Below are 15,433 nucleotides of genomic sequence, written 5' to 3'. Positions count from 1 at the left end.
TTATCATTTTTTATTCAGGAATTAACCACCAAAATGGTCGCATTTTTGCTTTGTAAATAAAGGCATAATGCAATGCCAATTTTAGCCAATGTCCTGCTAAACCAATTTCCCCAAAGGTTTTCCCTAATTGTCTTCCTTGCGTTTTTGGATATTTCTCATAATCTGGAACAATTGGATAAGTTGTAATGCTAACACCACTTCCTTGTGTTATTCCGTAACCAGCAGAAGCGATACATGCAGCTCCCATATTTCCCATTGATCCTTTATGGTCTAAAGATTCTTTTCCATTTTTTATAGAATCAATAATATTATCTGCGACTAATTTTGCTGTAATACCAGATGGCATTCCTGTACGTGGTGGTGCAGGTGAAATATCGGTTCCATTTTTACTTTTCCTAGGTTTTGAAATGGCATGTGGTGGTGCAAATGCAATCCCTGGAGCAAATATGTTTTTATAACTTGGATTCTGATAGGTTTCTGGCCAATCTTTGACAGACCATTCTTCATAAGGTTTTGGTGAATAATCTGCATCAACAATCATAAATCCTTTGAATAGTTTTTCTGTAATATCATTTTTGTTTTTATCGTAAGCTTTAAAACCATGACCAGAAAACGAAGGTATTAGCATTGCAAAATCATAGGTTTCTGTTTTATATTCTCCATCAAGATTTTCATAATGCGCTAAACCATCTTCAATTTTATGAACACCTGCTCCTATTATCCATTTAATGTCTCTATCTTCAAAAATCATCTCGACCATTTCGCTAGATTTCATAGTCATACTACCATAACTCAATAACATGCCATCCATTCCAAAATCGCCTAATTTATGTTCGTTAGCAATCCAAGTTACTTCAGCCATATCTCGCACATTATGCCTACACAATTCCTTTTCTACATTCAATATATATTCAAAAGCAGCACCTTGACAAGTCGATTTAGCATGACCTGTACCAATCAAAATTTTTGCTTTTTTTCCTTGTTTCATCTCTTGAATCAAAGCATTCAATCCTTCCCAAGCATGATCTGCGTGTGTATAAGTACAAACCGAATACGTTTTATTTTCACCAGGAGTCAACCCTTCAGTTGCTTCAAAATTCAGTTTTGGTCCAGTCGCATTTATTAAATAGTCATACGTTATTTTTTCTTGTTGGCCTTTATTATCTCCTTCTACATATTCTGCTAAAACATATGGTTGTTCTTCATGCATATCACCTTCAGGAAAAAACGAAATCGCTTTAGCTTGTTTAAAACCAATCCCTTTCTTCTTATATAAAGGTGCTAGTGGAAATAAAATTTTTTCGGATTTCATTCTTCCAATTCCAACCCAAATATTAGAAGGAATCCATTGGTAATTACTGTTAGGAGACACCACTACAACTTCGTGTTCTTTTGATAATTTTCTGCGTAAATGCGTTGCTGCAACATGACCAGAAATACCTGCTCCTAAAATGACAATTTTAGACATTTTAAAATATTTTTAATAAAGGTAATTCTCTTTTTAAAGCTGTACAGTAACTTAAGTTACATAAGGATATTAATTCGTCTTCTTGTAACTCAAAACTGCTAAACCATTCATAACAAATGCATAAAGTGCTGTTTTTAATAACTGAGGAAGAATATCAATAAAGCCAGAACCTTTAAGCATTACCATACGCATCACCTCTACAAAGTATTTTACTGGATTAAATTCTGTTACAATTTGTGCCCATTTTGGCATGCTTTCAATTGGTGTAAACAAACCACTCATTAGAATAAAAATTACGACAAAAAACCATGAAATAAACATCGCTTGCTGTTGTGTATCTGTAAAATTTGAAATGAATAAACCGATACCTAAAACCACTAAAATATAAATTGATGTGTAGAAATACATGAGTATTATACTACCAAGCATTGGGACGTTAAATATGAGTCTTGCTAAAATTAATCCGACAGTTAGCAAGCCCATTCCAATAACCCAAAACGGAAAGAGTTTCCCTATTATAAACTGACTTTTTTTAATTGGTGTCACATTAATTTGTTCTAACGTACCAATTTCTTTTTCTCTTACTATATTCATTCCTGAAAGGAACAATGTAATCATAGTTACTAATAAAACTAGGATTCCTGGAACCATAAAAGTTTTGTAGTTCAAAGTTTCATTATACCAGAATAACGGAATAGTTTCAATAGTAGTTGGTTGTATTTGTTTATCTGAAACCTGCATTAAATCAACTTTTAAGCCTTGATTAAAACGTTGGATAATTTGTGTAACATATACATTTTCAACACCAGCAGCTGCACCATCAATTGCATTAATAGTAACACCTAAATTGTTATGCTTTTCTTTTTGTAAATCGCGTTCAAAAAAATTTGGAATTTCTAAAACCACATCGACTTCTCCATTTAGCATGGCTGCATTTGCAAATGCTTCCGAAGGAAAATCTGTTAATACATTAAAATATGTGGATGCATTAAATTTTTCAACTAAAGCTCTTGATGTTGATGTATGATCATTATCAATATAGCCAAATTTAATATTCTTGACTTCAAAAGTGGCAGCATTAGATAAAATAACAAGCTGTAATAACGGCAAAACAAAAATGATAGGAAGCATGCCTTTATTTCTAAAGATTTGCTTGAATTCTTTTTGTATGATGTATAAAATTGTTTTCATATTTCTTCCATCGTAGGCAGGAATCTCTTTTAATTTACAATACCTACAAGGTTTTAAAAACCTTGCACGATATACTTTTCTACTCTAATCTTATTTTATATTTCTTCACACTTAATGCTATAAAAAACACAGTCATTCCTAATAAAATCAAGGTTTCTTTCCATATAAATTCTAATCCTACACCTTTTAGCATAATGCCTTTTATAATGATGATAAACCATTTTGCAGGAATGATATTACTAATCACTTGCAATGGTAAAGGCATACTAGAAATAGGAAAAATAAAGCCTGATAATAAAATTACTGGAAGCATTAAACCCATTAAAGAAATCATCATTGCGGTTTGTTGAGTTGCAGAAATGGTTGAAATTAAAATCCCTAAAGCCAAGGCACTTATTATAAAAAGAATACTTTCTAATCCTAATAAAAACAAGCTTCCTTGAACTGGCATTTTAAAAATAAAAATGCTTAGCAAAACGATAACTACTGCATTAATTATTGATAGAAAAATATATGGAAACACTTTACCAACAATAACCTGAATTGGTTTTAAAGGCGACACTAAAAGAATTTCCATAGTTCCTAATTCCTTTTCTCTAGTTATGGAAATGGACGTCATCATTGCAGAAACCAACATTAAAATAATCGTCATAACACCAGGAACAAACATGTAAACACTTTTTAATTCTGGGTTGTAAACCATACGCGTTTCAGGTATAATTTGATAAACGATTGTCATGTCTTTATTCAATTCTTTTTGATATTTCTGAAGAATAGCATTTACATAATTACTGATGGTATTTGCTGTATTTGGATCTGTAGCATCTGTGATTATTTGAATCGTTGCTTTGTTGTATTTTATGAGGTTTTTACTGAAGTCCTTTTCGAAATTTAAAACTGCCTTTATTTTTCCTTTTTTGAAAATGGGTTCAATATCAGATTCTCTGTCTATAAATTGATTGATGCTAAAATATTTTGAAGCTGAAATTTTATTGATAATTTCGTCAGTAGTCGCATCTTTCGAATGGTCTAAAATTGCAATATCTACATTATTGATTTCATTAGTAATAGCGAAACCAAATAACATAATTTGAGCAATAGGCATTCCGAAGAGAATAAATAATGAACGCTTATCTCTAAAAATATGATAGAATTCTTTTTTTATGAAGCCTATAAAACGTTTCATCCTCTCGCCAATTTTAAAAATACATCATTCATATTATCTACTTCAAACTGTTCTTTCAATTTCTTTGGAGTGTCTAAAGCTTCTATTTTTCCGTTTACCATGATGGAAACTCTATCGCAATATTCGGCTTCATCCATGTAGTGTGTGGTTACAAAAACGGTTGTTCCTTCGCTAGAAGCTTTATAAATCATTTCCCAAAACTGACGTCTAGTAATAGGATCTACACCTCCTGTTGGCTCATCTAAAAACACAATTTTTGGATCATGAAGTAAAGACACTGAAAACGATAGTTTCTGTTTCCAACCTAATGGCAAATCGCCAACGAGCTTATTTGCTACTTTTTCTAATCCTAATTCTTCAATTAAAATTGCCAATTTTTCTTTGATTTGCTTTCTTGACAAACCATAAATACCTCCAAAGAATGTAATATTTTCTTTAACGGTTAAATCGTCATATAAAGCAAATTTCTGACTCATATAACCAATATTTTTTTTGATATCTTCTGCTTGACTATAGACATCAAAACCTGCTACATTAGCTTTTCCTGAAGTTGGATTAGAAATACCTATTAGCATTTTCATAGCTGTTGTTTTTCCTGCGCCATTTGCACCTAAAAACCCAAATATCTCACCTTTATTCACTTCAAAAGTAATGGCATCAACAGCTGCAAAATCTCCAAACATTTTGGTTAATCCTTCTACTTGTATGACGTTGTTATTGTTCATTTTTATTATTTAAACCTACAAGATTTTTAAAACCTCGCAGGTTATTTTGCTAATTCCATAAAAGCATCTTCAATGGTAACTTCTGTTTTTTTAATGTCTATATGAGATAGATTGTTTAATTCTAAATACTGAAATAAATCTTTCGGATTAAAATCTATTCTACGATCTGTATAATGCACATATTCACCAAAAGGATACACACTATGGTTGTATTGATACGCCTTTAAAGCTTTTATGAGCTGATATGTATTATGAGCTCTAACATTATAGATCTGTTTTAGATAATGTTTCACTATGGCTTGAGGTGTGTCAATTTGTAAAATTTTTCCGTCTTGAATTAATGCAATTCTATCACACAAAGCAGCTTCATCCATATATGGCGTAGACACCAAAATAGTAATCCCTTTTTGCTGTATGCGCTTTAGCATTTGCCAAAATTCTTTTCTAGAAACTGGATCCACTCCAGTAGTAGGTTCATCTAAAAATAATACTCTAGGCTTGTGGATTAACGCACAGCATAACGCTAGCTTCTGCTTCATTCCACCAGATAATTTCCCTGCTCTACGGTTTTTAAATGGTTCTATCTGAACGTAAATTTCTTTTATTAAATCGTAGTTTTCTTCAATGGTTGTACCGAAAATAGTTGCAAAGAAATTCAAATTCTCTTCAACTGTCAAATCTTGATAAAGTGAAAATTTCCCTGGCATATAGCCAACACTATTTCTGATCTTTTTATAATCTTCAACCACATCAAAACCTGCAACCGTTGCTTTACCTTCATTAGCAATTAGTAAGGTTGTTAAAATTCTAAACAACGTTGTCTTACCTGCTCCATCAGGACCAATCAACCCAAAAAGCTCACCTTCTTTGACATTAAATGAAATGTTTTGTAAAGCCTTTACGTTTTTGTAATTTTTTGATATGTTAGAAACGGAAATACCCATTATTTTATCAAAATAAAATTACTGTCAGTTATTGCACTTACCTCATGTTTAACATCTTGAGTAATCATTACATAATCTCCTGCTTTTAATGTTACATCTCCTGATTCATCTTTATAAACCGCTTTTCCAGAAACACAAATTAAAATTGTTGGTACATTACTAACATGTTCTTTTAACTGTTCTCCTGAAGCGATTTGTAATGAAATTACTTTTCCTTCTTCTGCTTTGAGCAACAATTTTGTTTGAACCGCTTTATCTTCTGTATGTAAATCTTTTAAATTCATTTTTGGGTAATTATTTTTAGATTGATTTGTTATGTTTTCAGTGCTTTTACAGCCAACTAACAACAGTATTCCGAGTAATACAATTAGATTCTTCATGTGTCTTATATTTAATTATTTGTGTCTATCCACATTTCTGCAGGCATACCGATTTTTAAGCTTCCGTCATTTTTAACATCTACTTTTACAGCATACACTAAAGCAACACGTTCTTCTTTAGTTTGAATGATTTTTGGTGTAAATTCTGCTTCCGAAGCGATCCAACTAATTGTTCCTTTATAAGATTTCATAGTATCTGCATCATCAATTTTTACGGTAACTTCTTGTCCGAATTTAATATTTGCCAATTGGGTTTCGCTGATATAAACCCGTAATTGCATTGTATTTAAATCTGCGATTTTATATAGCGGTTTTCCAAAAGTTGTTATTTCGTTAGGTTCGGCATATTTGGTTAAAACTGTTCCGTTAACAGGGTTTATGATTTTACTTTTTTCAATTTGATTATCAATTTGTTTTAACTGTACATCTATGCTTTTTAGTTCATTAACCACTGGTGCATTTTGGATTTCAACACTTCTAATTTGGTTTCTAATGACATTAATTTCTCCAGTAACATCATCTAATTGTTTTTGAGTACCAGCATTATCCTTTATAAGATTTTCAGCACGTGTTTTATTAATGTTAGCTGTTTTTAATTTTGAATTTAACACAGAAATTTGAGAGAGTACGCCTTTAGATTTTGAACTAATTACAGCTTTAGAAACTTTTAATTGTTCCTGTTTTAGATCTAATGGAATGGTATCAATGTAACCAATGAATTGTTCTTTTTGAAGCACGTCACCTTCATCAACATTCAACTGCATTAGTTTTCCATTATTTTCAGCAGAAATAGTTATTTCTATTGCTTCAAAATTCCCATAACCATCAGCCTTTCCGTTATCATTTCCACAGGAAAACAAACTAAAAATGATGATACTTAATCCTAATATGCGTGTGTAATTTTTCATATATTTCTTTTTATTGTCCCTTAATAACATTATAATTTGCTTTTGCGAGTTGTAATTGAATATTATGTTTTATTAAAATATTTTCATCTTCGTATAAATTGGTAAGCTCTGTGATATATACCGAAGATGTAATCACACCATTTTTAAGTTGGGAATCTACTGTTTTAAGCACTTCATTTCTAAGATTTAAAATCTCTAAATCAGAAGCTATAAAGTTTTCTATTTTATCGATTTCTTGCTGTTGTTGATTCAATTCAATATTTATATTCAGCTTAAAAATTTCTGTTTCATTATCTACAATATCTTTGTTGATTAATAGTGATTCACGTTGTTTTTTATTTGAATTCCAATCGAAAATATTCCAATTGAACTTCACTCCAACTGTATAAAATGTTTGAAATGAATTATCAAGCATGTTTAATCCAGGATTTCCATAACCACCAGTCGCAAAACCATGTAATTTTGGTGAATTTTGTTTAGACAATAGATTTTCTGAATTATCAATTTCTTCTTTTTTAAGTTGAAATAATTCGAGTTCTGGTCTATTCAAATCCGATTGAATTTGAGTTTCTATAAGTGGATTTTGAAATTGGGTTAAAGCATTTAATGGCTGGCTTATTAAACTTGAAAGTGTCGCAATGAGCGTTGCTTTTTGGCTTTCTAACTCTTTAGATTGTTGACTTATTTTTAATAGTTCGACTTCCAAGATCTTGTCTGAAGATGGCAAAATAACACCATACTTTATTCCAGATTTAACTTCTATAAGCTTGGCTTCTAATTGCGCTTGCTTTGCGTTTAATAATAACTCAGATTTTTGAGTTAATAGTACAGAAAAATAAAGTTGATTAATTTGTTGTTTTAGTTGATACAAACTAATCTCAACCTGTTTCCTTTTCGTTTTGAGTTGCGCAGATTTCACTTGTAATGAAGCGTTCGTTAATCCACCATTATAAATTAACTGATTAACTGATAACGTTGCACGATACTGGTCTTTGTTTAAACCTTCAATATTGGCATTTGGAATAGGAATTTCTATCACATCAGATTGATACGTTGCTTGAGCATCAAAATTGAATTGTGGTAGTTTTGAAGTAGAAATTGCTTCAACATCCAATTTGTTTTGCGCATCTAATAGTTGTGATTGCTTTGCTAGTGGATAATTTATAGTTACAAAATTGTAGCATTCCTCCAGCGTGATGCTTTGTTGTGCTGCAATTGGCAATGCAATTAGAAGCATTAAAATGAGGATTAATTGTTTCATTTTATGTGTTTTTTAGCGAATTAATAATAAAGTCGGAAACTTCTGTTTTACGATCTTCAATTAATTGTTTGTAATCTTCATCATCTGTATTTGTAAATGCCATGATTAAGGGTTTTGCTACAAATGGAAAAATATTTAAAGCCACAATATTGATAAATAATTGCTCTGCACTAATTGGTTTTATAATGCCATTCTCAACTTCACCTTTAACTTGTTTACTAAATTTTTCAAGATTTGGAAAACCTGGATTGCTTTTCATTTTTAAAATAAACTCTGGATTTCTATTGAGTTCTTGAATAACGAAGTTTGGCAAATAAGGATGCTTAACAATGAATGTTATATAATTTAGAGTAAAGTTCTTCACCTTCTCTTCAATAGAAGAATCATCATTTAAAATCGCATTTAATTGAGGTGCTAACAAGGAGAATGCGTTTTTAAAAACAGCTTCAAATAATAATTGCTTGCTTCTGTAATAATAATGAAGCATTGCTTTATTTATACCTGCCTTATCTGCGATTTCTTGCATACGAGCTCCAACCATTCCTTTAGATTGAAATACATTTTTAGCTGCATCTAATATTTGTTCTTCTGTATTTTCGTCTTTCTTTTTTGTCATTTTAACTATATAGTTTAACCAATTGGTTAGTAAATTTACAAAAAATAATCAAACACAATACTGTTTGATTATTTTTTAACTATCTATTAAATTTATTTTGAATTATTTTAGCCAATATGAGTCCAAAAAAGCCACCTAAAGCAGACACTAACAAATTGATTGTTAAACGAAATCCATCAAAATCTCCATTATTCATAATAGCCCAAGGGTCGAAACCTAATCGTCCAAAAGTTTTAATAAATAAGATACTTCCAAAAACACCAATCAAAGTATTTCCTTTAAAACCGAAAGTATATTTTTCATATAACTTACCAAATGCATTGGAGGAAATTATTCCGATTAAAATACTGATTAATGAAATTAGTGTGCCTGTCATGATGGTATGAATGTTCTAATGGCCATAATCCATGTTATCAATTTTCCCGCTCATCAACCTTTTTTGAATGATCATGTAAACAACGATCAAGGCAAATCCAATAATTCCCCAAATTACAGCAACAGATAAACCATATTCTGATGCAGATGTATTATAAATAGTCAAATGCTCATTCACATCATTAATAGACGGTAATATTACAGGAAACAAAGATGCTAATGAAGATGTAATGCCACCTAAAATCAACAAGGTTGACAATACAAAAGCATGACTATCTTTTTTGATTTTTTTTATAAAAAACAGCCCAATCAATCCAGTTAAATAAATGATCGGAAATATCATTAAAAAAGGCTTTTGAATAAAATTATCTAATGAATTTGGATTCACACTTTGCCATACAATTAAAGAGAAAACTGTAAGGATTGCCAAAGCAATATTTAATTTAGAAATAACGCCTTTAAGCTTGATATTTATTGTTGAATTGGTTTTTAGAATGATCCAATTGGCACCATGAATTGCCAAAGTAACCACAGTAATTAATCCAATAATAATTGTAAACCAATCAATAACTCCAGGATGGTCTGTTAATGGACTAAAACTACTATCCCATAACGGTAAGAAAAAATAATGTCCTTCATGAGAAGAAACTCCGTTTTCAACGCTTCCTAAATTAACACCTCTAACAATATTACCTAAAGCGATTCCGAAAAATAACGCTAATAACAAACTAGAAACACCAAAGGCTTTATCCCAAATATCTTTCCACATTTGATATTTAAATTGTCCTCTAAATTCTAATCCGATGGCTCTAAAAATAATTAACCATAATACAATTATTAATGGCAAATAAAATCCACTAAAAACTGACGCATAAAAAGTTGGAAAAGCCATAAATAGCATTCCTCCTGCTGCTACTAGCCAAACCTCATTAGAATCCCAAAACAAACCAGCAGATTTAGTAATGACTTCTTTGTCTTTTTCATCTTTTGCAAAAAATAAATGAATAATTCCTGCTCCAAAATCATAACCGTCTAAAATAAAAAACACCGTTAGAACAATTCCTATTGCTATGTACCAAAATATTTCCATATTAATGTTTTTGAGGTGTTGGACCTTGGTTAATAGTTTTACCGACTAAGACTAAAAACAACAAGCCTAGTAGCATATATAAAGCGACAAAACCGAGTAAAGTAAATAAAGTATTACCTGATGAAACCGTAGGCGATACACCATCACTTGTTCTTAACAAACCATAAACTAAATAGGGTTGTCTTCCTAATTCTGCTGTATACCAACCTGTAAGATTTGCGATATATGGAAATGGAACAAGAAACATTATCGTCCAAAGTAATGGCTTAATGTTGTATAATTTTTTTCTCCATAAAAAGAAAAGTGCTAAAGCCATAACACCTATAAAAATAGTTCCTAAACCAACCATTATATGATAGGAATAATATAAAGCTGGAATATTATCTGGCAATTCATGATCTTCAAATTGATCCATTCCAGGAATTTGTTTATCCCACTCTTGGTAGGTTAAAAAGCTTAATATATTAGGAACTGCAATTTTATTGTCTAGTTTTTTATCGACCATATTAGGTTGACCAATAAGTACGATTTCGGCTCCAGCTTCTTCGGTTTCAAAAACACCTTCCATAGCTGCAAATGTTCCTGGTTGGTATTTTGCTACATTTTTAGCATTCCAGTCTCCTGTTGGGAAAGCAACTAAAACACTTGAAATTAATCCAAAAACGACACCTGTTTTTAAAAATAATCTACCATATTCAGAATGCTTATCTCTTAAAATATAAAAGGCTCCTATACTTGCCATCACAAAAGCAGACGTTACAACAGATGCCAATTGATTGTGTAAAAATGCTGGAAATAACCAAGGATTAGTAAAAAGTGCTGAGAAGTTTTCTAATACATATTTCCCATTCTCTAAAATTTCATAACCTACAGGATGTTGCATCCAAGCATTGGTTGCTAAAATAAACCAACCACTTGCCCAAGACCCAAAAAACACTAAAAAACCTGTTAAGAAGTGTAGTTTTTGTCCCATTAATTTTTCACCAAAAATAAATAGTGCTAAAAATGAGGATTCAAGAAAGAAAGAAAACATACCTTCCATAGCTAAGGTTTGGCCAATAATTCCGCCTGTTAACTCAGAGAATTTTGCCCAATTGGTGCCGAATTGAAATTCCATTGGAATTCCTGTTACGACTCCCATGGTAAAATTAATGGCAAATATTTTCATAAAAAACTTTGCTGCATTATTATATTTTTCAATTTTAGTTCTGAGGAATTTCCATTTAAAATAGACTATCATTAGCGATAATCCCATGGTTAATTGCGGAAAAATGTAGTGGAATGTGATAGTAAATGCAAATTGCAATCTATCATAAAAAATCATATCTTCCATATTTTGAATTTTGATTATAAAAATACAACACAAACGATATATACTGTGTAACATTTATCACAAAAAGCCTCTAGAAAGAGGCTTTTTAAAATTATTTTTCAACTATTTAATTATTTTTTTAGAATGCTGTCTAAAACTAGATTTTTATCTAGTTTTTTAGTACAAAAGAACCAGTCTTTACAATCTAAATCTTCGGTAGATGTCATTCTTTCTTCAGCAACACCACAAGATCCTGCTGGAGACACAATCACATCATCTCCTGGATTCCAATCTGCTGGTGTTGCCACATTAAATTTATCTGAGGTTTGCATCGCGATTAACGCTCTATATAATTCATCAAAATTGCGTCCTAAACTTAATGGATAATAGATTAAAGCTCTCACAATGCCTTCTGGATCTACAAAAAAGACAGCTCTAACAGCTTGTGTTTTACTTTCTCCTGGTTGTATCATACCATACTTTTTGGCAACATTCATAGAAATATCTTCAATTAATGGAAATTTAACCTCAATGTTTTCCATACCATTAAATTTAATTTTATCCTTAATCGTTCTTAACCAAGCAATGTGGCTATATAAACCGTCAATTGATAAGCCGATTAAATTACAGTTTGCTTTTTTGAACTTTTCCTCTAAATGAGCAAATGTCATAAACTCAGATGTACAAACTGGTGTGAAATCTGCTGGATGACTAAATAATATTGACCATTCACCTTTATAATCTGAAGGAAAATTAATTTCTCCTTGCGTTGTTGTTGCAGTAAACTCTGGAGCTTTATCACCAATTCTTGGCATGGTAAAAACTTCTTCTTGCTGTTTTGTTGTTTCTAAAGTATTCATAATTATATCTAGTTTTAACGATTTAATAGTGTAAAGTTACTCTACAACACATTCTTAGTTTGTAACATTTGTAACTTAAACTATACCAAATTCATATATAAATATAAGTATCATCAATAGTAGAGAAACAGTACAATTTCATAACTGAAACATGATAAAAATCATCTTAAAAAAAAGCGCTATATATTATCTTTGCAATAATGAAAATTAGCGCCTATATATTCTCAATAGTTTTAACATCTCTACTTCTATTTAATAGTACAAGAGTAACGTTCACTTATGCGTATTACAATTTAGATCCTGTTGGCTTTGTAGAAGCATTATGCGAAAATAAGGACCAACCAGAATTAGAATGTAATGGAAAATGTCATCTAAAAAAAGTTGCTAAATCTCAAGATAAAGATCAGAAAACTCCAGAAAGTATAATCGATTTTAAAGAACTCACTTTATTTTCAAATGCATTTGAAGCCATAGTTTTTCTTCAAAAGAAAACTATAAAAAAACAAAACCCTATAGTTTACCAAAACCTATATTCGTTCAACAATACAAACGTTTTTTTTCATCCACCTCAAGCATAGTTTTTCTTCAATTACTGGTATTTATATCTACCACAAACATTTAAGTTAACTATAATATTCAATACATGAAAACATTATATAGTGTGCTATTATGCACGCTAATTACAGTTATGTCTTATGGTCAAGAGCAAAACGAAACCAAAAAAGACACCATAAAACAAAAAATCACCAAACTAGATGAGGTGATCATTACTGGAAATATTAAAAAAGATCCAGTACTAACCGTTGTTTCTAGTAAAAATGACGAAAAGATTGTGCAACCCAAAAATGTTGCCGATTTATTTAATAATATCAATGGATTTTCAGTTATAAAAAGAGGAAATTATGCTATTGATCCTTCGTTTAGAGGTGCTCAATACGAGCAGTTAAATATTCAGTATGATGGTGGCACAAAAGCTATGCATGCTTGTCCGAATAGAATGGATCCCATAACAACACATATTATTCCTGAAGAAATTTCAAAAATTGAAATTATAAAAGGTCCTTACACTGTCAGATATGGAACTACTTTTGGAGGTATTGTAAATTTAGTAACTCAAAAACCAGATTATGAAGATGATGGCATACACGGAAAAATTTCTGGTGGCTATGAAAGCAACGGAAACTCATTAGTAAACCTAGCACAACTACAATACATTCAAGAAAAATATGACATCGTGGTTAATGCTGGCTATAGAGATTTCGGGAATTATGAAGATGGAAATAGAACAGAAATCCCTTCCTCTTTTAGAAGCACAGATTACGGCATTAAATTAGGTTACAACTTCTCTGATGATCAACGTTTACAAGCACATTGGAGGCAGTCTTTTGGTCGTGATGTATTACATGCTGCACTTGCAATGGATACAGAATATGATAATAGTAGCATTTTATCATTAGATTATAAATTGGATAATATTGGTGAAATCATAAAATCATTTACAACAAAAGCCTATTATAGTTACGTAGATCATTTAATGACTAATGATAACAGACCTTCGTTTATGATGATGGAAGCTTCATCTGCTGTAGATGCAACAACCATTGGAGGAAAATTAGAACTCAACTGGAAACCATTAGAAAAACTAAACATGTTTTCTGGTTTTGATGCGATGCATATTTCTAGAGATGGTGGAAGAACAAGATTAGTCAAAATAATGAATGGCAACATGTTACCAATGCCTATAACGTTTAATGATAAGGTTTGGCAAGATTCTTATATTACAGATTTAGGTGTATTTACAGAAGCAAAATATAGCATTAATTCAAAAATTATTTTTACAGCAGGATTACGTTACGATAATGTAACTTCAGACATACAAGATCCTGAAGCCGACTTTGAAGCCATGTACGATTTAGAAAAACGTACAGAACACAATGTAAGTGGAACCGTTTCTATAAAAAACAGAGTATCTGATCATTTTACTTTAGAGGTTGCTTATGGTCGTGGTGTTCGTTCTGCTAATATGATTGAGCGTTTTATTAATCACTTTACTGTAGGCCAAGATCCATATGAATATATTGGAAATCCTAATTTAAAAGCTGAAGTTAATAATCAATTTGAAATAGGTTTTAAAGGTAGAGAGCCTTTGAAAAATGGATTTAATAGCTTTACATATGAAACTTCTTTCTATTATTCATTCTTTGAAAACTATATCGTTGGCGTCATAGACCCAACCATAACACGTAAATTTAACCCGACAACAAATCCTACAAATGTAAAGGTATTTCAAAATATAGACGAAGCTTACAAAACTGGATTTGAAGCTATGGCTCAAATCGATTTTCTAAATGACTATTATTTTAAAACTGAATTTGCCTATGTATATGCAAAAAACAAGGATTTAAATGAATCGTTGCCTTTAATATCACCATTTAATACGAAGCTAAGTTTAGGTTTTCAAAAAGAAAAATTTTGGGGAAACATACAATACAATGTAGTATCTAAACAAGATCATATTTCTAGAAGTTTTGGTGAAACTGAAACCGATGGCTACCAAACTTTAGATATACGTTTTGGCGTAAAACCTATTAAAAATATAACTTTAGGCGTAGCCGTAATTAATGCTTTTGATGAAACTTACAACAACCATTTAAACTTCTCTTTCACTAATCAAGCAGATTTTGGACGAACATCAATTACAGAACCAGGACGCAATTTTTCTGCCTTTTTACAATATAAATTTTAACAGATATTTTAATAGTAGACAAAAAAAGTAGCGCATTTATATGCGTTACTTTTTTAAAAATTAAGAATAATAGTGATTACTATCTTTCTTTAGGTTCTCTTTTATCCCTATCGTTACTGGTCATAGAGTTAACTATAAATCCAATTAAAACGAAACAAACTAGCCCAAATATAGTAATCATAACAACACCATTAGTCCAGTTCGATAATGCAATGCTTTGAGAAATCATAATATTTAATATTTGTTGGATTGAATTCTAAAATTAGAGTATTACACTAAAAATTAATATGATACTTATCAGTAATTTAAAAAATCCATCAATAAAAACAGTAAGTATTGGGCTAAATAACACAAGCATCTTAAAAAGTAAA

15 protein-coding genes are annotated in these 15,433 nt (G+C 30.9%); 2 read left to right on the top strand and 13 right to left on the bottom strand.

What is annotated here, in order from left to right:
- Positions 1 to 10: 10 nt before the first annotated feature.
- From MUN68_RS05160 to MUN68_RS05100, 13 genes are all read right to left on the bottom strand, one after another.
- The gene (locus MUN68_RS05160; RefSeq protein WP_249995600.1) at positions 11 to 1,468 is read right to left on the bottom strand and encodes an NAD(P)/FAD-dependent oxidoreductase; all 1,458 of its coding nucleotides are present in this window, start codon (positions 1,466 to 1,468) and stop codon (positions 11 to 13) included.
- 69 nt (positions 1,469 to 1,537) lie between these two features.
- Entirely contained in the window at positions 1,538 to 2,659 is a 1,122-nt protein-coding gene (locus MUN68_RS05155) for an ABC transporter permease (RefSeq protein WP_249995599.1), read from the bottom strand.
- Positions 2,660 to 2,738: 79 nt separating this feature from the next.
- On the bottom strand, positions 2,739 to 3,845 hold the full coding sequence (locus MUN68_RS05150; protein ID WP_249995598.1) for an ABC transporter permease: 1,107 nt from the start codon (positions 3,843 to 3,845) through the stop codon (positions 2,739 to 2,741).
- Entirely contained in the window at positions 3,842 to 4,570 is a 729-nt protein-coding gene (locus MUN68_RS05145) for an ABC transporter ATP-binding protein (RefSeq protein ID WP_249995597.1), read from the bottom strand. Before MUN68_RS05145 ends, MUN68_RS05150 begins: the two co-directional genes overlap by 4 nt.
- A 41-nt stretch (positions 4,571 to 4,611) precedes the next feature.
- Positions 4,612 to 5,514, bottom strand: coding sequence for an ABC transporter ATP-binding protein (locus tag MUN68_RS05140; RefSeq protein ID WP_249995596.1), 903 nt, complete (start codon positions 5,512 to 5,514; stop codon positions 4,612 to 4,614).
- Positions 5,514 to 5,894 carry a cupin domain-containing protein gene (locus MUN68_RS05135; protein ID WP_249995595.1) on the bottom strand — a complete coding sequence of 127 codons (381 nt, stop codon included), beginning with the start codon at positions 5,892 to 5,894 and terminating at the stop codon, positions 5,514 to 5,516. Before MUN68_RS05135 ends, MUN68_RS05140 begins: the two co-directional genes overlap by 1 nt.
- 11 nt (positions 5,895 to 5,905) lie before the next feature.
- Positions 5,906 to 6,802, bottom strand: coding sequence for an HlyD family secretion protein (locus tag MUN68_RS05130; RefSeq protein WP_249995594.1), 897 nt, complete (start codon positions 6,800 to 6,802; stop codon positions 5,906 to 5,908).
- A 10-nt stretch (positions 6,803 to 6,812) separates the two neighbouring features.
- Positions 6,813 to 8,063, bottom strand: coding sequence for a TolC family protein (locus MUN68_RS05125; protein WP_249995593.1), 1,251 nt, complete (start codon positions 8,061 to 8,063; stop codon positions 6,813 to 6,815).
- A 1-nt stretch (position 8,064) separates the two neighbouring features.
- Positions 8,065 to 8,679, bottom strand: coding sequence for a TetR/AcrR family transcriptional regulator (locus MUN68_RS05120; RefSeq protein WP_249995592.1), 615 nt, complete (start codon positions 8,677 to 8,679; stop codon positions 8,065 to 8,067).
- A 79-nt stretch (positions 8,680 to 8,758) separates the two neighbouring features.
- Positions 8,759 to 9,055, bottom strand: coding sequence for a hypothetical protein (locus MUN68_RS05115; protein WP_249995591.1), 297 nt, complete (start codon positions 9,053 to 9,055; stop codon positions 8,759 to 8,761).
- Positions 9,056 to 9,070: 15 nt separating this feature from the next.
- The gene (gene cydB, locus MUN68_RS05110; protein ID WP_249995590.1) at positions 9,071 to 10,144 is read right to left on the bottom strand and encodes a cytochrome d ubiquinol oxidase subunit II; all 1,074 of its coding nucleotides are present in this window, start codon (positions 10,142 to 10,144) and stop codon (positions 9,071 to 9,073) included.
- Between the two features lies 1 nt (position 10,145).
- On the bottom strand, positions 10,146 to 11,477 hold the full coding sequence (locus MUN68_RS05105; protein ID WP_249995589.1) for a cytochrome ubiquinol oxidase subunit I: 1,332 nt from the start codon (positions 11,475 to 11,477) through the stop codon (positions 10,146 to 10,148).
- 110 nt (positions 11,478 to 11,587) lie between these two features.
- On the bottom strand, positions 11,588 to 12,316 hold the full coding sequence (locus MUN68_RS05100) for a peroxiredoxin (RefSeq protein WP_249995588.1): 729 nt from the start codon (positions 12,314 to 12,316) through the stop codon (positions 11,588 to 11,590).
- A 200-nt stretch (positions 12,317 to 12,516) separates the two neighbouring features.
- On the opposite strand from MUN68_RS05100, the gene MUN68_RS05095 reads away from it, so the two are divergent.
- Together MUN68_RS05095 and MUN68_RS05090 are read left to right on the top strand one after the other, a co-directional pair.
- Positions 12,517 to 12,894, top strand: a complete 378-nt coding sequence (locus tag MUN68_RS05095; protein ID WP_249995587.1) for a hypothetical protein — start codon at positions 12,517 to 12,519, stop codon at positions 12,892 to 12,894.
- 65 nt (positions 12,895 to 12,959) lie between these two features.
- On the top strand, positions 12,960 to 15,062 hold the full coding sequence (locus MUN68_RS05090) for a TonB-dependent receptor (protein WP_249995586.1): 2,103 nt from the start codon (positions 12,960 to 12,962) through the stop codon (positions 15,060 to 15,062).
- Positions 15,063 to 15,433: the final 371 nt, after the last annotated feature.

Origin of the sequence: Psychroserpens ponticola, from assembly GCF_023556315.2 — a bacterium.
GTDB classification, from domain to species: domain Bacteria; phylum Bacteroidota; class Bacteroidia; order Flavobacteriales; family Flavobacteriaceae; genus Psychroserpens; species Psychroserpens ponticola.
The sequence above is the reverse complement of the archived record's forward strand: the minus strand, read 5'-3'. Positions and strand labels throughout refer to the sequence as shown.